We start from the raw sequence: 24980 nt of genomic DNA, 5'->3' as shown, positions 1-24980 counted from the left end.
GACAGGATGTCGATCGACGCCGCCCTGGACGGACTGCTCGTCCGTCAGCTCGACCACTGGCTGCCGGGGGCCCTGTACCGCTCCCGGCGGGCCACCCTCGCGCTGGCGTACGCCGGTGATCCCGGCAGCGCCGAGGCGGCCCTACGGGTGGTGGCCGGCTTCGCCGACCGGCTCCGGGGCCGGCGGCTCACCGTGCTGGTGCTCGCCGACGGCGGTCCCGAGCTGCCCGCCCGGCTCGGCGTCGTCGAGGCCGGCCTGCCCGGCGACGTGGCCGTGCACGTGGTGCCCGGCGACCCGGCCCGGCTGCCGGTGGTGCTCAAGGCGGCCGGTGCGGCCGGCGCACCACTGCTCACCCTGCTCGACGGCGCGGCACCGACACCGGCGCTGCTGGCCGCCACGACCACCGGCCGCCCGGCCGAGGTGCTGCTCACCGGCACCGGCACCGACCTGCGGCCGGCCCTGACCGCCGCCGGGTTTCCTCTGGTCGCCGAGGTCGAGCTGGTTCCCGCCGACGGGACGCCGGCCCGCCTGGTCGCCTTCGGCACCGGCCTGGACAAGAGCCTGGAGGCGTTCAAGGACGCGCTCTGGGCCACCGACGCCGGCGGAGCCGACGGCCTCGCCGTCCGCTACCGGGACCCGGCCGGTGGCCTGCTCGACGTGGGGGCGGACCCGGTGACCGGACCGCTGCGCGACGAACTGCTCGCCGAGCTGACCCGCCACGGCCCGCGTACGGTGACGGAGCTGCGTCGGCACGCGCTGACCGCGACCGCCTACCGGGCCGGGGACGCCGGGCGGGCGCTGGCCGAGCTGCTGGACGCCGGCTTGGTCAGCCGGGACCCGGAGCACGGGCGGCTCGGCGGGGACGTGCTGATCAGCGCGGGCCCCGCCCCGGCCGCCCGGTCAACTGCCTGACCACGATGGACGCCCCGGTGGCGATCACCCCGATGCTGAACACCATCTGCACGCAGACGATCGCCTTGGCGAGCTGCCCCTGGGCGTGCACGTCCCCGTAGCCGACCGTGGTGAGGGTGGTCAGGGCGAAGTAGAGCGCGTCCAACCGGGTGTGCAGCCCGGAGAACTGCCCCGGTCCGCTGCCGGCCACCACGTAGTCGGCGACCGCGAACGCGAGCAGCCCCGCGACCAGCGCCACCACCAGCCGGCTCAACGAGCGGACCTCGTCCCCGCCGACCGGGGCGCGGCTCCCGAGCTGGCGGCCCACCTGACGGGTGACCAGGACGGTGACCACGCTGATCAACAGCAGGGTGCCGACCGCGCGCAGGGTCAGCCGCAGTCCGTTCGGATCGGGCTCCAACGGAATCAGGAAATAGCTGACCACCAGCAGGACGCAGGCCGCCAGAGTGTGCCGCCGCACCCGCGCCCAGTTTCCGTCGTCGCTCGCCATGCGGCGATTCTGCGCCGTCGGGACTGCCCCGATCCGGGGAACGCCGAACCCGGCCGGCGGCGGGCCGGGGCGTGGACGCCGAACGGGGTGCCGGTGGACCACCGGCACCCCGTTCGGCGCAAGGGCGTCACGCCCGGGACTTGTCCTGCTTCCAGGACAGCGGGCCCGGCAGGTCGACGCGGTGCGCCTTGGCCCGGGAGTTCCACGACCAGCGACCGATCTTGATGCTCCACGACGAGAAGCCGTTCTCGGTGAAGTTCAGGATGATCGGCCCGTACTTCTTGCGCTTACGGAACATCAGACCCATCGTGGCGCTCCCTTCGCGTTCCCTGTCATCGTTGCCGTCTCGGCCCGCTAGATGCCCGCATCCACGAAAACCGAAACCTGCTCCGGTCCAGGCTGGACGGTGTCGACCACGGCGGAACGATTCTGGCGTGCCGAACCGGTGGCGCGACCGTCAGCGCGGCTCCCACGCGTCGGGCAGGGTGGTCAGCTTGCGGACGTGCGTCGGGAGCCGTCCGCTGACCACCTCGGCGAGAGTCACCTCGTCGAGCACCTGCCGGACGGCGGCACGCACCGCCACCCAGAGCCGGGGGAGGTTCTCCGCCGAGCCCTCGTACCGGGTCTCCTCGGGACGCAGCCCGCGTACCCCGGCCAACGGGCCCTCGACGGCGCGCAGGATCGCCCCGACGGTGACCTCGCGCGGTGGTCGGGCCAGGGTGTAACCGCCCTCGGCGCCGCGCTGCGCGCGGACCACGCCGGCCCGACGCAGGTCAGCCAGGACCGCTTCGAGAAACTTGCGCGGCATGTCCTGCTCGCTGGCGATCGCCTGGGTGGAGAGCAGGGAGGGGTAGGCGGTGGCCAGGCTCAGGGCCGCTCGAACCGCATAGTCGCCGCGCGCGGAGATCTGCACCATGCCATCATGCCCGTCCGACGGGGTCAGCGGGGTCAGCGGGTCGCCGTGGTCGGACTATCCGCGCCGACGGGCGGTCCCGGGCGGCCCGGAACGCGCCCGGACTCACCCCCACCTCGCGGGTGAAGAACCGGCCGAAGTTCGTCGGCTCGGGGAAGCCGAGCTGCCGACCGATCCGGGCCACCGGCTCGTCGGTTGCGGCGAGCAGCCGACGGGCCTGGAGCGCGACCCGCTCGTCGACCACCTGTTTGGCGCTGCGCCCGGTCACCGCCAGACAGGCCCGGGTCAGGGTACGCACCGAGCAACCCAGCCGGGCCGCATAGTCCTCCACCCGCCTGGTGTGCGGGTACCCCGCCTCCACCTCCCGGCAGAACCGGCGGAACGTGGCCCGCTCGGTCCGCTGCGGGTCGGTGTCCTCGGGCGTCGCGCCGGAGTTGCGGACGCCGGGCAGCAGGGCGAGCCGGATCAGCAGCACCGCGAGCTGGTGCCGCAGCAGGGCGTGCGCGGCCGGGTCGGCGCGGTGCCGGCGGTGGTCCACCACGAGCTGGGAGACCTCGTTGATGACGGCGTCCTCGTCCGGGCCGGTGAGCTGGTGGTGCTGCGGCACGGCGGCAGGGTCGACGTCCAGGCCGCGCAGCGCGTCGGCGTGCCAGCGGAGCACGACCGCGTCGAGCCGCGCGGGGCAACGCAGCACCTGGCCGGGGACGGCCCGCAGCAGGGTGCCGGGGCGGCAGGGCAGCGCGCGGAAGTCCAGCTCGACGAAGCCGTGCCCGCCGGTGACCAGGGCGAGCAGATCGTGGTCGAGCAGGACCGGCCGGGGCGCGCCCGTGCCGGGGACGAGGTCGCCCAGCTCCAGGACGTCGATCTCGGGGCGGGGCAGGTCGGGACGGGTTGCCGGGGAGAGCTGACCGGAAGGGACCATCGTCGTCGACCGTAACCGGGGACGGCCGAGGTCGCATCCCGGCGACGGGACTCTGTCGCGCTTGCGGTGGAGGGGTGTCCCGCCGGGGTTGTCCGGCTGCCGGGGCCGGGCTACGTTACCGATCGGTAAGGACCGCGACGTGCGATGGGGTGCTCATGACGGATCTGTTCTCGGTCGACGGCAAGACGGTTCTGGTCACCGGCGGCTCCCGGGGGATCGGGCTGATGATCGCCCGGGGCTTCGTCCGGGCCGGGGCCACGGTCGTCATCTCGTCGCGCAAGGCCGACGTGTGCGAGGCGGTGGTCAAGGAGTTGTCGGCCGAGGGGCGGTGCGAGGCGATCCCCGCCGACCTCGGCGACGACGCGGGCGCCGAGGCTCTCGCCGCCGCCGTGCGCGAGCGGTACGACCGGCTCGACGTGCTGGTCAACAACGCGGGGGCGACCTGGGGCGCGCCGCTGGAGTCGTATCCGGGCAGCGCGTTCGACAAGCTCTGGGCGGTCAATGTGAAGGCGGTCTTCCGGCTCACCACCGCGCTGCTGCCGGCCCTACGGGCGGCGGCCGGCGACGACGACCCGGCCCGTGTGATCAACATCGGTTCGATCGACGGGCTCCGGGTGCCGACGATGGAGGTGTACGCGTACTCGGCCACCAAGGCCGCCGTGCACATGCTCACCCGTAGCCTCGCCCACCAGCTCGCCGCCGAGCGGATCACGGTCAACGCGATCGCCCCCGGCCCGTTCGAGAGCAAGATGATGGCCTTCGCCCTGGACGACCCCGCGACCCGGGCGGCGATCACGCAGCAGGTGCCGCTCGGCCGGATCGGCCGCCCCGACGACATGGCCGGCGCGGCGATCTTCCTGGCGTCGCGGGCCGGGGCGTACCTGACCGGCGCGGTGATCCCGGTGGACGGGGGCATCACCACGCACGGCTGACCGGCGGGCCCGACGGGCGGTGGTGTGACCGGGCGGCGTGGCGCGTACCCGGGCGGTGGACGGCCGGAGCCGCGCGGACTCGGCAGATCCGCGCGGCTCCGGGGCAGACTGGTCAGCGACCGGCGAGCAGCCGGGTCACCGCCGTGTCGACGTCCAGGTGCTCGGCCTCCCGGCCGCGCGGGACGACGACGTAGGTCCGGCGCAGGAAGCGCACCAGCACGCTGCGCGGGACCTCGAACAGGGCGTTGCCGTCCGGCGACGACAGGGCCAGCGCGACGAAGTCGCCGCGCGGGGTGGCCCAGGGCCAGACCCGCACGTCGCCGATGCCCGCCGGCTCGTCGAGGCCGGTCACCAGCAGTTCGCGGGCGAACGACCAGCTCACCGCCTCGCCGCCGGCCGATTCGGCATGGAACAGGACATGGACCGCATACGGGTCAGCAGGGTCGTAACGCAGGCTGGCACGCACCGGCAAGGCGGTGGCGTCAGGCGCGACGAGCCTTAGCGACGTCTCGACCTCTACGGTCGTCGGTCGGATGACACTCATGGACGTTCTCCCCCCGGCACCGCTGCGGAACGCGCGTGTCCCGCTTTTCCCATACTCAGGTGCTACTGCTGGCTACGCTCCGCCATACGCTGACTTCACCCAGTGGTGGGAAGGGGGTCCGAATCGCCGCGAGAATGTGAGAATTCTTGTAGGATTTCCGGTTCTGCCCAGTCGGGAGCCCGTCCGAAGTCGGGTGGTTCAGTCGTCGACTTACTCCGGTAACGTCCAGTGGTCTGCGCAAGTGACGGGCCGGGACGACACTGGGGGGTGAAATGGCCGCGAAGCGTTCCTCAATGGATGCGGTGAGTGGGGCCGAGTCACCGAAAGTAGGGGCCCGGGCAGCCAAAAGGCGGGGTGACAGGGTGCCGATCAAGCCACCGGACCGAGACGGTCGGGCGACCTCCGACGCCGGACGTGCCGGTCGCGTCGCTGGCACCGCCCGCAACTCCCGCGGCCGGGCCCGACCGGTCAACGGACGTGCCCGCGGTGGCGGGGGTCGATCCGGTCGGACCGCCCTCGCCGCCCGCCCCACCGGCTGGCGGTGGCGGCTGCGCACCACCCTCGACCTGATCCGGGCCAACCCCACCGGCCGCGTAGCCCTCAAGATATTCATCGCCGTCGCCGGGGCGATCGTGGTGACCGTCGGCATCGCCCTGATCCCGCTGCCCGGTCCCGGCTGGCTGATCGTCATCGCCGGCCTCGCCATCTGGGCCGTCGAGTTCCACTGGGCCCGCCGGCTGCTCGGCTTCACCCGCCGCCACGTCCACGCCTGGACCCGGTGGGCCACCACCCGCTCCCTGCCCGTACGGCTCCTGCTCGGCTCCGTCGGCCTGGTCTTCGTCGCCGTGGTGCTCTGGCTCTCGCTCAAGTACAGCCTCGGCATCGACCTGGTCGCCCAACTGCTGCACCACCTCGCCACGACCTGACCGGCACCCCGGGTTTTTGGCTCCGCCGCACGATCGGGTAGAGTAAACGGCGCTGAGGGCGATTAGCTCAGTGGGAGAGCGCTTCGTTCACACCGAAGAGGTCGCTGGTTCGATACCAGCATCGCCCACCCTCGATATAGCAAGCTCAAGGCCCCTCGATTGAGGGGCCTTGAGTCGTTTCTGTCGATCAATGCTGGCCCGGAGGCAGCGAGAAGGTAGCGAACGATGCCAGCACCCGGAGGTCACGTTCGCCGGTGGAGTGCGTGTACCGGTTCGGGAGTGGTGGATGTCTGCTCGTGTCCCGTCACGGGGGGCGACGTCGTTGATCGGGACGCCGTCGGAGACGAGCCACGTCGCGTACGAGTGGCGTAGATCGTGGAACCGCAGCCCGATCGGAAGCCGGCCCGCTGTAGCGATGGCCTCCACACCCGGGCACGGAACGTGCCGTGGCGCTTGGGCGCGAAGGTCAGGTTCCAGCATCGGGATCGACGCTGCGGCGATGTTCGGTCAGCGCCTGAACGACGAAAGGTGGCAGCGGAACGGTCCGGCGGTGATCTTGTCACTTCGGATCACGGCTTGAGACTGACTTATCCGGAAGTTCTTTCAGCCACCCGAACGACGGCAGTGTCCGGTTGGCGACTCGGGCCACGATGGTGACGATGTGGCGGGTTGTATCGGCGGTCCACGATGGGTGGATGACGAGGGACAGTGGCGCGAGGCGACCCCGAAGCACCGCTATGAGCATTGACGATGCCACGGAGGCTGAGATCCCAGTGCTCGTCGCACTGGACGGTGTCTGCTTTCCGGCCGAGGAAGAGACCCAGAAACCCGCGGCTCCGGGGGAGATCGAGGAAGCTGTGCACCAGGGGCGCGTCCGAGTCGTACGCCTCGATGGCCAGATCGTCGGTTTCCTCCGGCGGGAAACGCCATCCGAGCACCACCTCTACATCGGCGCGTTGGGTGTGCGTCCCGATTGCCGCCGCCAGAAAATCGGGACCGCGCTCCTCGAGGATCTGCTCAATGCCGGATGGGCACCGGAGCGTCGCGACCTGCCGTCGGTGTCCACGGTCACGAGCCCGCAGAACCTGGCGATGCTCGGGCTCCTGCTATCCCGGGGCTTTGTGGTGCGCACGCTCATGCCGGACTACTTCGGCCTAGGGCAGGACAGGTTCTACTGCCAGTACAAGTCCCGGGTGGAGTACGTCGACCCCGATGACCGGTTCATCGTCCCGGTGAAGGGGGCTCTCCAGTGGTCCGCGTTACTCGCGTCGGAGTCGTACCAGATCACTGCTCTACTGTCGCTGCCCAGCGGACCCGCCTTCGAGATCTCACGCTTCGAGAAGGATGATCTCGGCGCGCTGCAGTCGGACGAGACCAACGCCAGCGTCGCCTTCGCCAGCGGCACCCTTGCCTCGATCACCTTCCTTTTGGGCCTCTCCTTTGCCTACGCCAGCTTCCCGGATGCGGTACGCGTTCTGTTGATGGGGGCGGCTCTGGCAACCACCTCTTCTCTGATCATCTATGCGAACACCTCGGGTGAACTGGCCCGGCTGCGCACCAACAGCTTCGGGCGGTACGCCAAATGGGGCAATGTGCTGTCCGAGTTCGGTGGTGTGTTCCCATTTCTGGTGTCCCTGCCGGTTACCTTCGCCGAGGTGACCTCGTCGCTGACCGCCGCACTGTTGGCGGCTCTGCTGTTCTCCGTGGCACTCGCCCTGTACGACCGGTCAGCCTTCTCGATCTCTGTCCGGTTCCACAGGAGCACGTGGACCCGGTTGCTGTCCCTGGTCACTGCGGCAGCCCCACTGGCCGGGGCTGCGGCGATCCGCCTCGCACCGTCCTGGCTCACCTGGGTCTGGACCGGGGCCGTCGCCCTCAGCCTCATCTCCCGGTCGTACATCTGCTTGGCGAAACGCGGAGATGAGGCCACATCCAGCGTTGTCGACCGTCTCTGGCAGATCCGGCGGTGAGCCGCGGGCTGATCCAGCTTCCATCGTCACGTGACCTGTCTGCGCTGGTAGTGGGACCGGCGGGCTCGGGCTGTTCGTCGCCACCTCGACCAGCGCAGGACATGGTCCGGCGGGAGCGCCACGGTGGGCACGAAGGCGTTTGAGGGGTAGGCGGATCTCGGCGGCGATCAATGCCATGATCGCCGGGCCAGGTCGGTCCGCGGCGAGGAAGGTCAGAGTGATGGACAGGTGCCGTCGTGTGCAGCAGAAGGGGGTGGGTGGCCAGTGCAGGTGTAAGGCCAGTTCATCAGTGGTGCGGCTGTGGGGTGTATCTGGGGCGGTCTTCGTTGACGTGCACGCGTCGGTCGCAACCGACGGCCAGGACGTAGCCGATCTCGCCGGTGATCCAGGTCGGCGCGGAGGCCAAGGTCGGTCGGAGTGGTTTGTCCTGGGTGCTCACGGAGCGCCCTTGTCGGCGGGCAGCACGTCCGATGGACAATGGGTGGTGCACTCAAGCTTGCAGGCGAGCCACCGAAGGTGACCCCTGACATCGATGGAGGCTCAGCCATGGCGATGACCCCGGCTGCTGATGGTAGCAAGCCGTTGACCTCGCCCGTATCGATTCAGAAACCGGGAACGGTCAATGCGGAAGTCGAGTGGGACGGGTTCGACCCGCAGACGTACATCCGACACAACTACGCGGAGTTGCGGGACGACGATCGCGAGATCCTCCGCCGGACCAGGGACTTCTTCGCCGGAGCTGAGCTTTCCGACGCATGCTGTGTGGACGTGGGGTCGGGGGCGAATCTCTATCCGGCGCTGTCACTCCTGCCGTTCGCGCACACCATCGACCTGTGTGAGTGGTCGACATCGAACGTGCGCTGGTTGCGTCAGCAGGTCGACTCCTATGATGCGACGTGGGATCCGTACTGGCAGGTGTGTGCGGAGCATCCGACGTACGCGGCTCTGACCGAGCCGCGGCGGTGCCTGGCGAAGGTCGGCCGGGTGTCGCAGACCAGCGTCTTCGACCTGCCGACACACGCCTGGGATGCCGGCACGATGTTCTTCGTGGCGTGTTCCATCTCGGCCGATCGGGTGGAGGCCGAACGTGCCATCTCCCGGTTCCTCCAGGCGCTGCGGCCCGACTCGCCCTTTGCCGTGGCGGTCATGCTCGGCTCCACCGGCTACGACGTCGGTCGACATTCGTTCCCGGCCGTTGCACTGGCACGTTCCGAGGTGGTGGCCGATATCGCGACCGGTGCATACGACATGGACGTACACGAAGAACGTCCCCGGCCTCAGATACGTGACGGAGACGTGAGCATGCTGCTGGTCACGGGCCGTACCCGTGGATAGTGACGGTTTGTCATGGCCGCAGTGGGACGACGCCCCGGTGCGGACACCTGACTCATACTGGTAGCCGGCTCGCCCACACCCAAGATTCTGTCTCAGCTGACACGCGGCCTGCCCGCTAAGATGGAACTCGGCGACTGTGGACCTTCGCGCGCACGGCAACGACAGCGGTTCTGAGTCGGCGACTACAGCAGACGGCGGTGGATCATGCGGATACAGCCGCGCCAGGAGATCCTCGACATCTGGCGGGCCACGGTGCGCAGTTGTTGGGACAATGGTGAATGGCGCTGGGGCGGCCGGAGCGGCAGCAACTCGATCAGTGACGCGGAGCAGTTGCTGACCCTGCTGCTCCCCGCGGCCAAGGTTTCCGTGCTGTCGCTCGACGATCCGGACCGGGTCGACGACGACGTGGTCGAGGCACTTGGCTCGCTCGGCGGCGCGATCAGGATCCCTCGTCAGCTGGTCGGCGTGATGATCGACTATTTCCGCCGCTACACCGACGAGGCCGGCACGCCGATCTTCGCCGGTGGCAGCTACCTCACCCCGACGGAGGGCGGCCCACCGCTCACCGAGGAACAGCACTCGCTGGACATCGTCGACTCGTTCGCGGTGTCCGTCACGCTCACGCTGGCGACGATCGGTTTCGTCAAGGTCTACCGGAATGCCACCCAACGGCGTGATCTCCTCGCCCAGTTGGACGAGTTGGAGGCGATGGCCAACGTGCGGCTGACCGCGGCCATGGTCGGTCTGCTCCGCAGCTTCAGCACCTCCGTCTTCACCCCCACCGACCCGTATGGCCGTCGGCTGTGCGACATGGTCAACCAGGACGAGTTACCGCGCCGGGAAGTCGTGGACGCGTTGCGCGAACAGTTGCGGGACACGATGGCCAGCCTGCGCAGCGTGCTCCTCGGGTCGGGCCGGGTGACCGAAGACCTCGACAACAGCGAGATGCTCTTCGAGTGCGGCTGGTCCTGGGGGACCATCGCCGGAGCCGAGGAGGTCCCGACCAGCGAACCGATCGGCCGGCAGCGCCCCGGGTCCGCGGAGAACGCCCCCTGCCTCTACTTCACGGTCATCGCGATGGACGCCATCGAGGACCTGAACTCCGAACGCACCCGCCTGCTCGGCCTGCTCAACGAGGAACAGCAGCGGCTGTCCTGGGCGCTGCAACTGCGCTGGGAGTTGACCCGGACCTACTGGGCGACGGTGGCGACCTTCGGCAACCGGCGACGCTGGCCGATCGAGGACATCCCGTGGCGGACGACCGACGGCGACCGGTCCGACTACTACACGCTGCAGACGACGTCGCTGGCGGTCAAGGGTCTGCTCGCCGTGGGGCGCGGGGGCGACGAGGAGCTCGGCCGGATCGCCTCGGTGCTGGTGGAGCTGGCGCAGCGGGCGCGGATCACCCGCCGCGCGTCCCCCGGTGAGCAGGCTCTGCTGGTGCACGCGCCCGGCAAACAGGTGATCCTCAACGACCGTGAGTCGAGGCCGATCATGACGTGGAACGTCAACGAGTTCTCCACGGTGCTGCTCCAGCGGGCGGTAACCGTCGCCGGCCTGCTGAACAACGCCCGGCGGCGCAGCGAACTGCTCGAGTTGGCGGACGAGGTGTGGGACCACCTGCTGCTGCGGCGCATCCCGGACGGCCGGTACCGGGGCCTGTGGGACCATGCCGGCGGCGCGTTCCCGGGGCTGGCGCCGATGCCCGAGGCGCCCTCCTGGTACCTGACCGAGCGGGCGGTGCACGCGATGGTCAACGCCAGTCAGCTGCTCTCGGAACGGCCCTTCCCCCGGGCCGGCGGGCTCGCGGCGTACGCCCAGGATCTCGTCGACGAGGCCGAGTACCTGTTCGACCGGGAGATGATGCGCGGCACGTTCTCCGGTGTGGCGATGCAACGCAACATGCGCAGCATCCGGGCCAGCCTGCGCCGGGCCCAACTGCTGGTGGACGAGCGTCCGGGCACGGCGGCCGCCCTGGCGAACACGGTGTTGCTGCAGATCAACGACGTCACCACCGGTCAGCAGAAGGCCGGTGAGGGGATCTGATGCTGGTCTTCGTCACGTCCCCCAAGGGCGGTACCGGTCGGTCGGTGACCGCGGCGAACATCGCCTACCGCAGCGCGCTGGCCGGCAGGTCGACCTGCTACCTGGACTACGACTTCGGCTCGCCGACGGCGGGGATCACGTTCCAGATCCCGCAGGCCGTCAACGGGGTGGAGGGCTCGGGGCCCAGCCGCGGCGGCCTGCACCAGTACCTGCTTGGGCAGATTCCCTCGCCCGAGCGGCTGGACGTCTGGGGCACCTCCGAGCGGGCCAGCCTGCGCCAGCGGCCCGTCGGCTCGGGGTCCCTGGTGCTCCTGCCCGGCCAGCGCAACGGCAGCGAGTTCGGCTTCACCAGCGACATCGCCAAGCGTTGCGCCGAACTCTTCCTCCGCCTCGAGGAGGAGTTCGACCTGACCCTGGTGGACCTCAGCACCGGCCGGTCGTACGCCAGTCACATCGCCCTGGCCGCGACCGCCATCCCGTCCCTGCGTAAGGTCACCGCCCGCTGGCTGGTCTTCCACAGGTGGACCCCGCAACACGTCACGGCGGCGGCGGACCTCGCCTTCGAGGCGGGCGGGATTCTGGCCGTGGGTAAGGAGTACGGCCACGAGCCGGAACGGCTGCGGGAGTCGCTGCGGTTCGTCCGCACCGCGTTGATCGACGCCCGGGGCAGCGAGGTGGGCCATCTCGACCTCGCCCAACAGGCATTCCTGCGTAAGTGCGACGACGAGCTGTCGGAGCTGGCCCGACGTAAGGGGGTCGGCCGCACCACCCGACTGGGTTCGGTGCCGCTCGACCCGCTGTTGCAGTGGCGGGAGCAGCTCATCTCGGACCACGATGTGCAGACCAGGATCGCGAATGTGAGGACGGTGGACGCCTTCGTGGAGCTGACCGCGCGGCTGTTCGACGAGACCGCGTGGGACACCGTGTGACCGACCTGGACGTCACGTTCCAGGAGGCAGCCGCAGTGGCTCGTACGAAGGGCGTTGCGTACGCGCACCTGTCGGTGGAACTGGGGCACTTCTACGCTGAGGACTTCGGCGCGGAATGTCAGGAGCTGCGGGACAGGTTCGCCCGGATCGCCGAGTGGTCGGCGATCATCCCGGTGCTGGCGAGCCGGGGGCTGGCGGGGGGTCGCCAGCCCCGGGTCAGCACCTGCTTCATGGTGGACGACTACTTCTACCGGTTCGGCACCCCCCGCGAGGTGATCGGGCAGGTGCAGAGCGCGGCGGCGGCGCAGGGGCTGGTGCTCGACTACGTCGCCCGGGAGTCCAGCTTCGCCCGCCACGACGGCGTCGAGGTGGCCCAGATGGTCGTCGACGCGCTGGTGGTGGAGCCACCCCGGCACACCACCGGTAGCCGTCCCCCGTTGAGTGAGTCGGGTTGGTTGTCCAACGGCATGCGCTCACCCGGTCACGTCGACGCGCCGGCGATGACGCTGCCCCGGCCGTGGTCCCCGCCGGTGCAGTCAGGTGACCCCCGGCACTCCGTCTTCGTCGACGTCGAGCTGTGGTCCGGCGATTCGAGCAGCCGGGTGTGGTCGTGCGCCCTGCTCGCCTCGGTCTGGCAGATGGCCAGGCTGGGTGTGTTGCGTCGTCGCGGCGAGGTGCTGATGCAGCCGCACCGGCTCACCGGCGAGCTGCCCGACTCGTGGGATGCGCTACCGGCCGTCGTTCAGCTGAATCCGGCCGCCGCGCCGTTCTGCGCCTACCGCACGTTGACGCTGATGGACACCCAGTACCTGCCGGTGGAGTTGGCGGTACGGACGATTCTCGGCCAGCTGGCGGTGCCCCCGGCGATCGCGCAGCAGGTCACCAGCCGGGCGGGCGGCGAGGGCGTGCGGTTGCCCGGCGACCTGGTCGACCGGTTGAGTTACGTGTTCATCGGCGGGTGAGCGGTCAGTGCCCTGCCGCCCTGCTGGCCGGCCGGAACCAGGCTGGCGAGGTCACGCAGCAGGGTCAGGTTGGCCACGGCGATCTGGTCCCGGATCCAGGTGACCGACGAGTTCCACTGCCGGCTGAACCCCGGCACCTGTTCGAGCCGGTCCCAGATCGGTCGCAGCCGGGGGTTCACCCGGGCACCGGGCAGCCACAGGTGCAGCAGGTGCTCCAGCACCGGCCGCAGCCGCTCGATGTGTTCCTGGCCGGAGGCCGAGCGGGCGACGGCGGCCTCCACGAGGGAGGACAGCGTGGTCAACAGCCAGTCGTGCAGAGCAAGGTCCTCGCAGAGGGCGGCCACGGCGTCCGGCACGTCCTGGGGATCGAGCACCAGTTCGACCGTACGCAGCGTGGGGGATTCCACGGTGACCACGGCCGAGACCTCCCGCTCCGGCTGCGGCGACACCTGCGCGGCCCAGCGCAGCCGGGTACGCGCCGCGCGCAGCGGCGGACGCCGGTCCAGCAGGTCGGAGGTCTGCACATCGTCGAGGACCCGACCGGTGATCGCCTCCAGGTTCAGCACGTCGGCGTCGTCGCCGCGCAGGAATCCCGCGGTCAGATCCACGGCGTCCAGTCTGCCGACCGTCTCAAGGACGCCCGGGTTGGCCAGGTAGTGCGACCACGGCCGGCGTCGCTCACCGCCCGTCACCCGGATGACCGAGGAGGCCTGCACGATCCGGCCGCCGGTGACGATCGCCCGGGTGACGACCGCACCAACCCCGCGTAGCTGACGGCGGCGGGCGCTGGGCAGCCAGCAGTCCACCCCGGTGCGGACGTCGGGGGAGACCGCGTAGAGCGACGGACGGCGGGAGGTCAGCACCGCCTCTCCCTCGACCAGGCGGAGCACCTCGGAACTCTGCTCGTGGACCAGCGCCGTGCTGTGCTGCAGCAGGTTGGTGTGCACCTCACCGAGTGTGAGCATGACTTCCTCCACATCGCCGCATCCGTCCGCGCCGGCTCGCGGAATGCGTCCCTGGTGATTGACATGCGCCGCCGTGATCCGTGCCGGTTCCGGATGCGTGCCGGAGGAAGAGAAATCCCGGCAAAATGAGATCCGGCCTGCTCGGACCTGAATCCGTGCTGCCGACATCATAGGCCCGCCTCTGTGTGGGAATCCCATGTGCAGCACCACGCGGTGAGTGTCCGTCGGACATGAGCAGGGGACGGCGGCTGGTATTTTGAAGCAACGGTCGCCAGTCTCCCTCCCGGAGGGTGCCGTTCATGAAGGTCTACATTTCGGCCACCCAGAAGGACCTGCTGGAATATCGCTTGGCCGTGCACGCCGTGGCTCGTCGGCTATATATCGAGGACGTCGCCATGGAGGCGTACGGCGCTGACGTCCAGCCACCGCTGGAGCGCTGCCTGAGTAACGTCCGGGACTGTGACCTCTACCTCGGGCTCTTCGCCTGGCGGTACGGATTCCGGCCGCCCGGCCAGACGTCGTCCATCACCGAGCTGGAATACCGCGTCGCGCTCGCGGCCGGCAAGCCCTGCCTGGTCTTCCTGCTCGCCGAGGACGCACACTGGCCGGGCCACATGATGGACCGGGGCGCCGACGGTGACCGGATCGTCGATCTGCGCCGGGAGCTCCAGGAGCACCACCTGTGTGACTTCTTCTCCAGCGTGGACGACCTGACCGCCAAGGTGACGGCGGCGCTGACCGACGTGCTCAGCGGCCGGTCCCCGGTCCGCGGGCCGGCCGACCCGGGCACCCACCTGCCGGAGGAGATGCGGGTCCGCTACCACCGGAACCTGGCCCTGATGTACGAGGCGGTCCCGGTGAACGCCGTCTCACCCCGTCCCACCATCGGTTACCTGACCGTCGGGCTGCCGAAGGTGTTCGTGGAGCCCCGCGTGCACGAGGAAGCCCGCCCGGAGATGCCGCTGGCCTGGTGGCGCACGACCGGGGCCATGCCGGACGGTGACGACGCGGGGCTGCCCGGGGTGGTGGACCCGGAGGAGGTGGAGCGCCTGCGGGAGGAGTACGCGGCCAAGGACGCGTCGATGCTGTTCGACGTGGTGTGCGATCCCGCCCGGCGGATGATCGTGCTGCTGGGCGACGCCGGATCCGGAAAGTCCGCGGTCGCCCGCTACCTGGCGCTGGTGCTGGCCGGGGTCTGCGCCGAGCCCCGGCTGGCGGCGCTGGACGGCCACCTGCCCGTGCTGATCGAACTGCGGTCGTACGCCACGCACCGGGGAGACGGGCGGTGCGACGGCCTGCTGGACTACGTGGGCCACAGCCAGCAGATGGGCCTGCCCGGACTCGACCGGGGGGTGCTGGAGGCGTATCTGCGCCGGGGCGGCCGGGCGTTGTTCCTGTTCGACGGCCTCGACGAGGTGGTCGACCCCGCGCAGCGGGAGGAGGTGGCCGCGCAGATCGCCACCTTCGCCAACGAGTACCCGGGGGTGCTGACGGTGGTCACCTCCCGGGCGGCGGGACACCTGCGGCCGCCCTTCGCCAACGCCGGGTTCGACCATTTCACGATCGAGGATCTCGACGACGGGCAGATCGCCCGCTTCCTCGGCAACTGGTGCCGTTACGTGATGCCCACCGAAGCGGAGGCGGAACGGCAGCGGCGACAGCTACTCGACGTGGTGCGCAACTCCCGGGCGATGCACGAGATCGCCGGCAACCCACTGCTGCTGATCCTCATGGCCATCGTCGACCGGGGCCACCCGCTGCCCCGCAACAGACGACGACTGTACGCACACGTCACCGACGTCCTGATCTCCGAGTGGGACGTCACCAAACAATTGCGGGAGAGCCACGGCGAGGCGCCGGTGCTGGATCTGAAGGCAAAGCACCGGCTGCTGCGCCAGCTGGCATTCCGCATGCAGTTCCGGGAGTCCGGGCTGGCGGGGAACTGCATTGAATCCGACGAACTGGCACTCATCTTCCGGGACCACCTCGTCGCGTTCTACAGTTTCGGCAACGAGCGGGCACTCGCCATGGCCTACTCGATGATCGGCAAATTGCGCGAGCGGAGTTTCATCCTGGAGCGCTACGGCCTGCGGCTGTTCGGGTTCGTGCACCGGGCGTTCCTGGAGTTCTTCTGCGCCGAGGAGATCGTGGACGGAATTGAGCATGATCCGGGCTCCTGGGGCCCCGACCGGTTGCGTTCGCTGTTCCGCGACCACTGGGCCGATCCGTCCTGGCGGGAGGTGCTCCGGCTGGTGGCCGGCGCACTGCCCGTCCCGACCGCCAACGACCTGATCGTCCGGCTCGCCACCGAGGGAACCCGCCCCTGGCCGCCGCTGAACCTGACCGGTCCGCCCTGGAACCTGGTGCTCGCCGCGCAGTGCGTGGCGGAGGCCCCGCAACCCGCGGACCTGGCGGAGGCGGGCGAGACCGTCCTGCGCCAGGTCGTGCTGCTGATCGAGCACGGCATCTCCGCCGACGACCCCCAACTGGTCGACCTCACCGAGCACGAGCTGCTCTCCTCGATCCGGGCGCTGGGGCCGGACTGGCCCGGCCGGACGACCTTCCTGCACTGGTACCGCCGCCGTGGGATACGTACCAGTTGGCGCACCGGCTCCGCGTTCGCCACCCGGATCGCCGCCGCGCTCTCCACCGCCGACGAACGGCTTGAGGACCTCCTGCTTCTGGAGTTCGGGCAGGGCAGCGAGCGGCACGCCCACCTCACCCTGGTCGCCGGGCTCGCCGAGGCCGCCGCCCGGATGGACCCCACCGGTCGTCGACGGTACCGGGACCTCCTGCTCGCCCAGGCCCGCGCCGAGGTTTCCACCGCGGTCCGTCAGGCCGCGGTGCGGGCGCTGGTCACCCACTTCGGCGCCGACCCCGACCTGCCGGACGTGCTGCGTGGACTCGTCGACTCCGCCGACCTCGCGGTGCGCGCGCTGGTCGTACAGTCCCTCGGCGGTCGCACCGCACTGTCCGACGACGTCCGCCGGATGGTGGTCCGGGCCACCACGGATCCCGACGTCCCGGTACGCCGGGCCGCCGTCGGGGTGCTCACCGCGCGCCTGACCGAGGTGCCGGAGGCCGCCGGGACGCTGCGGCGGCTGCTCGACACCGACCCCGACCCGGGGGTGGCGCAGCGGGCACTGGAGGGCCTGCTGGCCCTGCCCGGGCAGGCCGGGTCGGCCCGCGCCGCCGCGCTGCTACGGGTGGACGGCGATGCCCCGGACGAGGTACGACGCTGCCTGCTGACCACCCTGCTGCCGGGTCCACCGGGCCCGGAGGACATGGACCTGCTGCTGAAGCTGGTCGGCTCGGACAGCTCCGCGCGGCTGCGCACGGCGGCGGTGCGGCTGCTGGCCGCCGGACCCGATCCGCAGGGACGGTGCCGGTCCCGGCTGGTCGAGCTGATCGAACAGGACGAGGAGCCGTCCGTGCGGGCTGCCGCCGTGACCGCGCTGATCGACCGGGACCGGGCCGAGGAGACCGGGTGGACCGTGGTGGCGACGGCGGCCCGGGAGGACGACGACGCGACGGTACGCCTCGCGGCGGTGCGCGCCCTGGTCGACGCGTACCCGGACCAGCGCACCGGGGAACTGCTGATGGCAAGCGCCCGACTCGACCCGACGGCGAGAGTCCGGCTGGCCGCCGTCGACCTGCTCACCGGGCGGCTGCCGATCGGCCACGCCACCCGTACCCTGCTGATCGGCCGGGCCTCCGAGGAGCGGGACGCGCTCGTCCGGTTGCGGGTCACCCGGAGCCTGGCGGCCCTCGCCGACCCGCCCGAGCCGACGGTGCGGGAGTGCCTGACCGAGCAGGTCAGCAGAGATCCCGATCCGACCGTGCTCCGCGCGGCGGCCGAGGCGCTCGCCCTGCACGACGGCTCCAACGACCTGCTGGAGACGCTGTGCCGGCGGGCGCGGCGGGACAGCTACGCCGGCATCCGGTTGGCCGCCGTGCAGACGCTCGGCCGGTACGGCGGCTCCGACACGGTGACCGACGTGCTGTTGGAGTGCGTCGACCTGGACACCGACCCGGCCGTGTTCGACGCGGCGGTGTGCTGCCTGACCGGGCAGAGCCCGACGTCCATGGCGGTGACGCTGCGGCTCATGCGTCGCCTGGCGGACCGGGACCCGGCGATCCGCGCGCGGGTCGCCGCCGCGCTCGGCGAGCACTGCGCCACCGATCCCGAGGTGCAGGTGCTGCTGATCGGTCTGGTCCGCGACGACGCGTCCCTGGAGGTCCGGCGTCGGGCGGCCGAACAGCTGGGTGCGAACCTGGCCGGCCGGGCGGAGGTGCCGGAACTGCTGCTGAGCCTGGTGGACGACGACGACTGGGAGATCCGCCGGACCGCGCTGCTCTCGTTGACACGGCACCACTGGGGGGACCCACGGACCCGGGAGCTGCTGGTGCGGCTCACCCACCGGGGGGAGGACGACAGCACCCGGCGGCTGGCCGGCCAACTGCTGGCCACCCTGCCCGGCACCAGGCCCGACGACTTCCTGTGACCGGCCCGCGCGCGGCGCTTCGCGACGGCTTCTGATCGACCCCGTCAAATACCATGGGCCCATGACGGACCCGGTCGTCGGCTCGCCCCGCCGGGCTGGCTGGTGGCTGCGAGGACTGTTCGGGATCATCGGACTGGCGGCGCTTGTTCTCGGCTACGTCGGCTTCGAGATCCTGCTTGCGACCCGACCGGACACCGTGCACGACCGGTTCGACGTGCTCTACTACGACCTGCAACTCTTCGTGTTCGGTGCCGAGCCGTTCCAGGACCCCGGCCCCTACCCGTGGCAGTTGCAGGTCGCCCGGTTCGCCGCACCGTTGTTCACTCTCCTCGCCGTGGCCGAGGCCGGCCGGCTGCTGCTGGCCGCCGAGAGCCGCCGCCTGCGCGCCCGACGGGCCCGTGGCCACGTCCTCGTCTGCGGTGACTCCCGGTTCGCCCACATGCTCGCCGACCGGCTCTTCGCCGACGGGGAACGCGTGGTCGTGGTGCGGCGCGTACCGTTCGGTCCGTTGGAGTACCGCCGCCGCGGGTATCTCGGCGTCATCGGTGATCCGACCAGCGCCGAGGTGCTACGCGGCGCGGGTCTGCCCCGGGCGCACACCATCTACGCCTGCGGTGACGACGACGACCGCAACCACGCCATCGCCAACACCGCCAGCCGGCTCGTCCGGGACGGACGGCAACCACCACGGGTCTACGTCCTGGTCAACGACTCCGAGATGTGCCTGTCCCTGCAGGCGCGGCGGCTCGGCGCGGCCGGATCCAGCCGGCTGCGGCTGGACTACTTCCACGTCGACGACGTCGCCGCCCGCGCGCTGTACCGGCACCACCCCCTGGCCGGCACGGCCGACCGACCCACCCGGCTGCTCATCGCCGGCACCGGCGGTTTCCGCCGCGCCCTGCTGACCGAAACCGCCCGGCACTGGCGGGCCTGCCGGGCGCAGGCACCTGCCGGCGTCGTCCTCCCACCGCTGCGGGTGGACCTCGTGGCCCCGGACGCCAGCGCCGAACGGGAGGTCGTGACGTCCCGCTACCCGTTCATGGGCGCCGTCTGCGAGCTGACCGCCTACGACGGGGACCTCGACGGTGTCGCGCTCGGCCGGCTGGGCTCCGGCCGATACGACCGGATCTACGTCTGCGCACCGGAAGAGAGCAGCGGCTTGCAGTTCGTGCTGGACTCGCCCGGGCTCTGGCAGGGCGTCGAGAGCTGCGTGTTCGTGCCGGTCTACCGGCAGGCGGCGTTGGCGGCGGCCTTCCACGGTGACTCCCGTCATGACCTGCTCGACGAGGTGCACGGCAAGCTCCGGCTGTATCCGGTGCTGACCCGGGCCTGCGACGCCCGGTTGATCGGCGACGACCTCACCGAGCGGCTGGCCCGCCTGATCCACGAGCGCTACCTCGATGCGCGGCGACGAGCCGGCCTGCGTCCCGGCGACACCCCGGCGATGGTCGACTGGTCGCGACTGCCCGAGTCGCTGCGGCGGGCCAACCGGGCCCACGTCCAGGACATCGCCGCCAAGCTGCTGAACCTCGGGTGCGTGGTCGCACCCCGGCGGGGCGGCACCGGTGACGTCTCCGCCGGGGAGGCCATCGACGACCGGATCGAGGTGCTCGCCCGGCTCGAACACGAACGGTGGTGCCGGGAACGGCGGGGGGACGGCTGGGCGTACGGCGAGTCCCGCGACGACGTCCAGCAGCGGCATCCCGCCCTGCGGCCGTGGGACGAACTTCCCGCCGAGGTCCAGGAACGCAACCGCGAGGAGATCCGGGCGCTGCCCGAGGTGCTGTCCGACAGCGGCTTCGAACTGATCCGGCTGGTGCCCGGGGTGCCCGCGCCGCGGAGAGGACCGGCGGATGTCGGCTGATGCCGGACCGGAGCGCATCGGCGTGACCGGGCACATTCACCTGACCCGCGACACGGAGGTGCTTGTCGCCGACGCGCTCCGGGCCGAACTGCACCGGATCGGCGACCGGCCGGTACGTGGCGTCACCTGCCTGGCCGGCGGCACGGACCAGATCTTCGCGCGCACGGTCCTGCAGCTTGGCGGCACGTACGAGGTGATACTGCCGGCCCGGGACTACCGGGACGCGGTCATCGCCCCCGGGCAGCGGGCCAGCTTCGACGAGTTGCTCGACCGGGCGGTGGCGGTCGTGCACACCGGTCACGACCGGTCGGGCACCGCCGCCTTCGTCGCCGCCAACCGGGAACTGGTCCGACGGGTGCAGCGGCTGGTGGCGGTCTGGGACGGCGAGCCGGGTTGCCACGCGGCGTCGACGGACCGGACCATCGAGCGGGCCCGGCGTCGGGGCATCCCGATCTCGGTCCTCTGGCCCGCCGGTGCCCGTCGGACGCAGCCCGGGGCGCACTGAACCGCGGGTTCACTGTCTGTCCAGTGCGGCGACCTATCCTCGCCGGCATGACATCGAAGCTGTTCGAATCACGGCGGCTGCTGGCCTCGGCCGTCGCCGCGGTCGGCGCGGTCGCCCTGGTCGTGGCGCCGACCACGCCCGCGGCGGCCTCCACCATCCGCGACGGGTGGGTGCAGCTCTGCCCGTGGGGCAACTACCGGGTGCACCTCGAGTACGTGGACCTCAACAACCACACCGTGCAGCTGGGCCCGGTCCTCGACCCGGGGGCCGACTGCTGGTGGGGGCCGGTGCCGACCGGCAGCGAGAGCACCCTGTTCTGGGTCATCGGCCACTTCAACACCAGCTCCGGAACCTTCGAGGTGATCGGCCCGAGCCGGCAGTACGAGACGTTCTACAACGGCGTCGACGGGATCGGTTTCGCCGCCGAGGGCACCACCGCCTCGGGTGGCCGCAAGGACGCGCACTACTACCGATACTGATCCACCCGGAACGGGGGAGACATCCATGGTCCGCGCTGTCCGCGTACTGCTGGGGTTGGTGCTCGTCGCGACGGTCGCGGTGCCTCCGCCGTCCGCGGCGCGGGCGGTGGCGGCACCGCCGGTCGGGGCGGCGTCGCTTTCGGCGGGGGTCGCCGGGGACGCGGACCTGACCGCCGGCAACCGGATCGGCGGGGTCGCCGGGCTGCCCGACTGGTCCCGGGTCGGCTATCTCGGCGGCCAGTCGTTGCCGTCGGACGCGGACCTGGCGGGCGGGTCCTGCACGATCGACGCGGCGCGGCTGGCCACCGAGTTCGGGGTCCGCGCCGACGACGCGGTGGACGACAGCGTCGGCCTCCAGTCGGCCATCGACCGGATCAAGGCGAACTGCTCGCCGTCGGGCAACCCGCACCGGCTCTCGTTGATCGGGTTGCCGGCCGGGCGGATCGACATCTCCCGGCAGATCTACGTCGACGCGAACTTCCTGGTGCTGCGGGGGCAGGGCGCCGGTAGCGGCGGGACCCGGGTCGTGTTCCGGCCGGACGTCAACACCCGGTACGACACGCTGACCGCCGACGGCAGCCGGTGGAACCAGGACACGATGACGTTCGGTTCGCCGCCGGACACCGGCACCGGGGGGTGGATCTGGCCCGGCCGTGCCCTGTTCAAGGTGCAGACCCGTGAGGTCGCCGACCGGTACGCCGACGAGTGGGCCGCCGCCCCCGCCAACCGCAAGGACCTGTTCGAGGGCTCGATCAACCAGCACTGGGCCTCCGGCCAGAAACTGGGTTCCGCGTCGACCGACCCGGGGTTCTCGGCCCGCGCCGGGCAGAACGTGATCCGCCTGGACGCCAAGGCGAAGATGGACGGCTTCCGGGTCGGCGGCTACGTCTGGGTCGGGGTCGCCAACAGCCTGCGCTTCTACGAACAGCAGGGGCTCGCGCCCGACGATCCGGGCACCCGCGAGAACCTGCACATGCGTCAGCAGATGTTCCGGGCGATCGCCGTGAACACCTCGGCGAAGACAGTCACGCTGGACCGCCCGCTGGAGTACGACGCACCGGTCGACTCCACCTCGGACGGCTCCGCGCCGATCGCCGGCAACGTCTACCCCAGCAAGATCACCCCGCTGCGGGCGGTGGAGGGGGTCGGCTTCGAGAATTTCGCCTTCTCCCAGGAGCTGGAGGGTCTGCCGAAGCTGCTCGGCGGCGTCTACCACCCCAGCCCGACCGACGCGGTGCACAACTACGGCAACCTGGCCCCCGAGTACGCCATGCACGGCATCGCGTTCAAGTGGGCCGCGAACAGCTGGGCGCGCGGGCTGGCCGGGTCGATGACCGGCTCGCACCCGATCGTCACCGAGGTCGCCCGCAACCTCCAGATCGAGCACAACACGTTCGACGGGGCGTGGAACAAGGGCAAGGGCGGCAACGGTTACCTGCGCGGCAGCCGGGTCTGGGACTCGCTGTGGGCGTACAACACCAGCCGGAACCTGCGGCACTTCACGTTCCAGTGGTCGGCCAGCGGCAACGTGGCGTTCGGCAACGACCTGGACTCCGACCTCAACCTGCACGGCGGCTGGGAACGCTACAACCTGTTCGAGGGCAACACCGTCCGCGTCCCGTACGAGCACCGGTCGGGAAGTTGCACCGCCAACTGCGGCGGCGAGGGCGGTGAGCTGGAGGACGGCACCTGGTTCCCGATCTGGTGGGCGGCGGCGGCAAAGGCGATCAAGTGGTCCGGGGCGTCCGGCCCGCAGAACGTCTTCCACCGCAACACGATGATCAAACAGTCCGTCCCGGGCGGCCCCTACCTGCCCTACGAGCCGTATTCCAGCGACAGCGGCGAGACGGAGGCGATCTACCAGTTCGGCTCCGACGCGGCGAACCCACGCGCGTTCACCCCGTTGAGCCAGGGCGGCGCGCCGATCAAGGACTGGTCCGGCCGGGAGACCGTGAACTACGCCGGCCAGGGCGTCGCGGTACGCGCCGGCGAGCGGTGGCCGTCGCTGTTCCTGCGTGACGTCGGCCAGCTCGAACCCCGCGACGGCAACCGGCGGACCGTCGTGACCTGGAACATGCAGGGGGCGGGTTCCAGCGCGGGCGGCACCTACGAGAACAAGTACGCGACAGTGCTGGGGTTCCTCAGCGCGGGGACGCTGGCGGTGGCGCTCCAGGAGGCCGGGTCGCCGCCCGCCGGCAGCGCGCACGAGATGGCGCGGCACGCCCAGCAGGTGTTCGCCAACAACGGCGTCTTCCCCCCGGTGTACGAGTACTACCTGGGCACCCTGCTCGGTGAACCCACCCGGCACCTGTACTGGCTGAACACGGACACCTCGACGCAGGGCCCGAACCGGGTCAACCTCGCCATCGCCACCGCGCAGCGCGCCGACCAGGTCGCCGTGGTCGCCGGGCAGGCGGGCGCCCGGCCGGCGCTCGGCGTACGGATCGGCGAGACGTTCTTCTTCACCGTGCACGGCTGGGCGGGCAACGGCAACGACATGCCGACCACGCTGGCGAACATCCGCACGTTCATCCAGAACAACCCCGGCGCGAACGGCACCTACGAGTGGGTCGTGCTCGGCGACTTCAACCGGGAGCCGCAGAACCTGCGCAACGCGCTACCGGTCAACCAGTTCGCCGTGATGGCCCCGGACGGCAACACCCATCCGACGACGGGCCCGACGAACACCCTGGACTACGCGGTGACCGACTTCGGCAACGGCGCGCCGACGCTCTTCCGGGCGCACACCGAGAACACGATCACCAACTCCGACCACCACCCGGTGACCTACGGCTTCGACCTGCGCGCCGCCGCGGAGGTGCCGCCGCTGGCCACCCCGACGATGCCCGGCCGGGCGCTGCTGCGCAACGCCGCCACCACCCGCGTCGCCGACGCCGAACCCAACGGCGGGCCACTGGTCGTGGACACCGCCTACGCCCCGTCGCGGGCCCAACAGTGGCGGCTGGACTGGGACAACGAGGTCCCCGGCTACCTGCGCCTGCAACGGGTCCGGGAGGGCAACTCGACCGACGACCGCTACCTGGGCCTGGCCGATGCCGCCCCGGACGCCCGCGCCGCGCTGGGCTGGTCACCGTCGCTGGCCCAGCTGTGGCGGCCGGTGTCCAACGGCGACGGCACGTACACCCTGCTCAACTACCTGACCGGGCAGGCGCTCACGGTGCTGCCGGGCGACTTCGTGCTGGCCGCCCGGGACGCTACCGACTCGCCGTACCAACGCTGGTTCCTCGCGTCCTCGACGGACCTCGAACTGCGGCGGGACATCCTGCCCGTCGTCGCGCCCGCCGGCACGGCGGCCGAGCTGGGGGTGGCCGACCCGGACGGCGTCGAGGGCCGGCCGGTGCAGCTGCTGCCCGCCACCACCGGCAGCCGGGAGTGGCAGCCGGTGCCGGCCGGGCAGCGCGGCGCCGACCGGTGCTTCTACCTGCTGTACGACGACGAGTACCTGACGTCCACCCCGGACGGTGGCCTTCCCCTGCCCGGCGCGCACGTGGTGCTGGACGGCTACGACCCGTACAGCCAGGGGCAGGTCTGGTGCGTGCACCAGGACACCGCCTCGATGACCATCTACAACAACACCGTCGTGCAGGGTCAACTCGTCCAGACCTACCTGACCGACCACGGCCTGCACGCGCACCTGAGCGTGGAGTCCGTGCCGGACACCGGGCGGGAGGGCTGGCGCTGGTGAGGTGACGCGGGGCGACGACCCCGCGACGGGCGTCCCGCGGGCCGGCCGGCACGACGTTCCCCGGCGTAAGCTGAA

General features: G+C 70.9%; 19 protein-coding genes and 1 tRNA gene. 14 read left to right on the top strand and 6 right to left on the bottom strand.

Going from position 1 to position 24980, the window contains the following annotated elements; genetic code table 11:
- The first annotated feature begins 6 nt into the window (after nucleotides 1-6).
- Nucleotides 7-912, top strand: coding sequence for a hypothetical protein (locus ACN265_RS22320; RefSeq protein ID WP_421409294.1), 906 nt, complete (start codon nucleotides 7-9; stop codon nucleotides 910-912).
- Here the strand turns inward: ACN265_RS22320 and ACN265_RS22315 are convergent.
- The 4 genes from ACN265_RS22315 to ACN265_RS22300 form a co-directional block, all read right to left on the bottom strand.
- Nucleotides 872-1402, bottom strand: coding sequence for a potassium channel family protein (locus tag ACN265_RS22315; protein ID WP_204924093.1), 531 nt, complete (start codon nucleotides 1400-1402; stop codon nucleotides 872-874). The genes ACN265_RS22320 and ACN265_RS22315 overlap by 41 nt on opposite strands.
- Nucleotides 1403-1529: 127 nt before the next feature.
- On the bottom strand, nucleotides 1530-1709 hold the full coding sequence (locus tag ACN265_RS22310) for a DUF4236 domain-containing protein (protein WP_007075522.1): 180 nt from the start codon (nucleotides 1707-1709) through the stop codon (nucleotides 1530-1532).
- A gap of 150 nt (nucleotides 1710-1859) precedes the next feature.
- Nucleotides 1860-2315, bottom strand: coding sequence for an RrF2 family transcriptional regulator (locus ACN265_RS22305; RefSeq protein WP_204924179.1), 456 nt, complete (start codon nucleotides 2313-2315; stop codon nucleotides 1860-1862).
- 7 nt (nucleotides 2316-2322) lie between these two features.
- Complete coding sequence (locus ACN265_RS22300) at nucleotides 2323-3237, bottom strand: helix-turn-helix transcriptional regulator (protein ID WP_204924094.1); 915 nt, start codon at nucleotides 3235-3237, stop codon at nucleotides 2323-2325.
- Nucleotides 3238-3392: 155 nt separating this feature from the next.
- On the opposite strand from ACN265_RS22300, the gene ACN265_RS22295 reads away from it, so the two are divergent.
- Complete coding sequence (locus ACN265_RS22295) at nucleotides 3393-4169, top strand: glucose 1-dehydrogenase (RefSeq protein WP_420118952.1); 777 nt, start codon at nucleotides 3393-3395, stop codon at nucleotides 4167-4169.
- A 112-nt stretch (nucleotides 4170-4281) separates the two neighbouring features.
- On the opposite strand, the gene ACN265_RS22290 is transcribed toward ACN265_RS22295, so the two are convergent.
- Nucleotides 4282-4713: an SsgA family sporulation/cell division regulator gene (locus tag ACN265_RS22290; protein ID WP_053653619.1), complete on the bottom strand. Its 432-nt coding sequence runs from the start codon at nucleotides 4711-4713 to the stop codon at nucleotides 4282-4284.
- Between the two features lie 293 nt (nucleotides 4714-5006).
- Here ACN265_RS22290 and ACN265_RS22285 point away from each other — a divergent pair, with 293 nt between their 5' ends.
- From ACN265_RS22285 to ACN265_RS22255, 7 genes are all read left to right on the top strand, one after another.
- Nucleotides 5007-5639: a TIGR02611 family protein gene (locus ACN265_RS22285; RefSeq protein ID WP_420118957.1), complete on the top strand. Its 633-nt coding sequence runs from the start codon at nucleotides 5007-5009 to the stop codon at nucleotides 5637-5639.
- A gap of 56 nt (nucleotides 5640-5695) precedes the next feature.
- Nucleotides 5696-5767 (top strand) — tRNA-Val (locus ACN265_RS22280).
- A 609-nt stretch (nucleotides 5768-6376) separates the two neighbouring features.
- Complete coding sequence (locus ACN265_RS22275; RefSeq protein ID WP_421409289.1) at nucleotides 6377-7609, top strand: GNAT family N-acetyltransferase; 1233 nt, start codon at nucleotides 6377-6379, stop codon at nucleotides 7607-7609.
- 546 nt (nucleotides 7610-8155) lie between these two features.
- Complete coding sequence (locus ACN265_RS22270; protein ID WP_421409287.1) at nucleotides 8156-8944, top strand: SCO2525 family SAM-dependent methyltransferase; 789 nt, start codon at nucleotides 8156-8158, stop codon at nucleotides 8942-8944.
- A 204-nt stretch (nucleotides 8945-9148) separates the two neighbouring features.
- Nucleotides 9149-10990, top strand: coding sequence for an SCO2524 family protein (locus ACN265_RS22265; RefSeq protein ID WP_421409285.1), 1842 nt, complete (start codon nucleotides 9149-9151; stop codon nucleotides 10988-10990).
- Nucleotides 10990-11919: an SCO2523 family variant P-loop protein gene (locus ACN265_RS22260; RefSeq protein WP_421409283.1), complete on the top strand. Its 930-nt coding sequence runs from the start codon at nucleotides 10990-10992 to the stop codon at nucleotides 11917-11919. The genes ACN265_RS22265 and ACN265_RS22260 overlap by 1 nt, the downstream gene beginning before the upstream one ends.
- On the top strand, nucleotides 11904-12881 hold the full coding sequence (locus ACN265_RS22255) for an SCO2522 family protein (protein WP_421409281.1): 978 nt from the start codon (nucleotides 11904-11906) through the stop codon (nucleotides 12879-12881). Before ACN265_RS22260 ends, ACN265_RS22255 begins: the two co-directional genes overlap by 16 nt.
- Here the strand turns inward: ACN265_RS22255 and ACN265_RS22250 are convergent.
- Nucleotides 12860-13846 (bottom strand): SCO2521 family protein, encoded by a 987-nt coding sequence (locus tag ACN265_RS22250; RefSeq protein WP_421409279.1) that lies wholly within the window; start codon nucleotides 13844-13846, stop codon nucleotides 12860-12862. The genes ACN265_RS22255 and ACN265_RS22250 overlap by 22 nt on opposite strands.
- A gap of 299 nt (nucleotides 13847-14145) precedes the next feature.
- Between ACN265_RS22250 and ACN265_RS22245 the strand changes: the two genes are divergently transcribed.
- From ACN265_RS22245 to ACN265_RS22225, 5 genes are all read left to right on the top strand, one after another.
- The gene (locus tag ACN265_RS22245; protein WP_421409278.1) at nucleotides 14146-18351 is read left to right on the top strand and encodes a HEAT repeat domain-containing protein; all 4206 of its coding nucleotides are present in this window, start codon (nucleotides 14146-14148) and stop codon (nucleotides 18349-18351) included.
- Nucleotides 18352-18412: 61 nt separating this feature from the next.
- A complete protein-coding gene (locus ACN265_RS22240) occupies nucleotides 18413-20215 on the top strand; it encodes a RyR domain-containing protein (protein WP_420118946.1) in 1803 nt (600 codons plus the stop codon).
- A complete protein-coding gene (locus ACN265_RS22235) occupies nucleotides 20205-20720 on the top strand; it encodes a hypothetical protein (RefSeq protein ID WP_421409276.1) in 516 nt (171 codons plus the stop codon). Before ACN265_RS22240 ends, ACN265_RS22235 begins: the two co-directional genes overlap by 11 nt.
- A gap of 47 nt (nucleotides 20721-20767) precedes the next feature.
- Complete coding sequence (locus ACN265_RS22230; protein ID WP_204924105.1) at nucleotides 20768-21199, top strand: hypothetical protein; 432 nt, start codon at nucleotides 20768-20770, stop codon at nucleotides 21197-21199.
- A 25-nt stretch (nucleotides 21200-21224) separates the two neighbouring features.
- Nucleotides 21225-24905 (top strand): hypothetical protein, encoded by a 3681-nt coding sequence (locus ACN265_RS22225; protein ID WP_421409274.1) that lies wholly within the window; start codon nucleotides 21225-21227, stop codon nucleotides 24903-24905.
- Nucleotides 24906-24980 lie beyond the last annotated feature (75 nt).

This window comes from Micromonospora sp. WMMD730 (genome assembly GCF_049178955.1).
GTDB classification, from domain to species: Bacteria; Actinomycetota; Actinomycetes; order Mycobacteriales; family Micromonosporaceae; genus Micromonospora; species Micromonospora wenchangensis.
The sequence above is the reverse complement of the archived record's forward strand: the minus strand, read 5'-3'. Positions and strand labels throughout refer to the sequence as shown.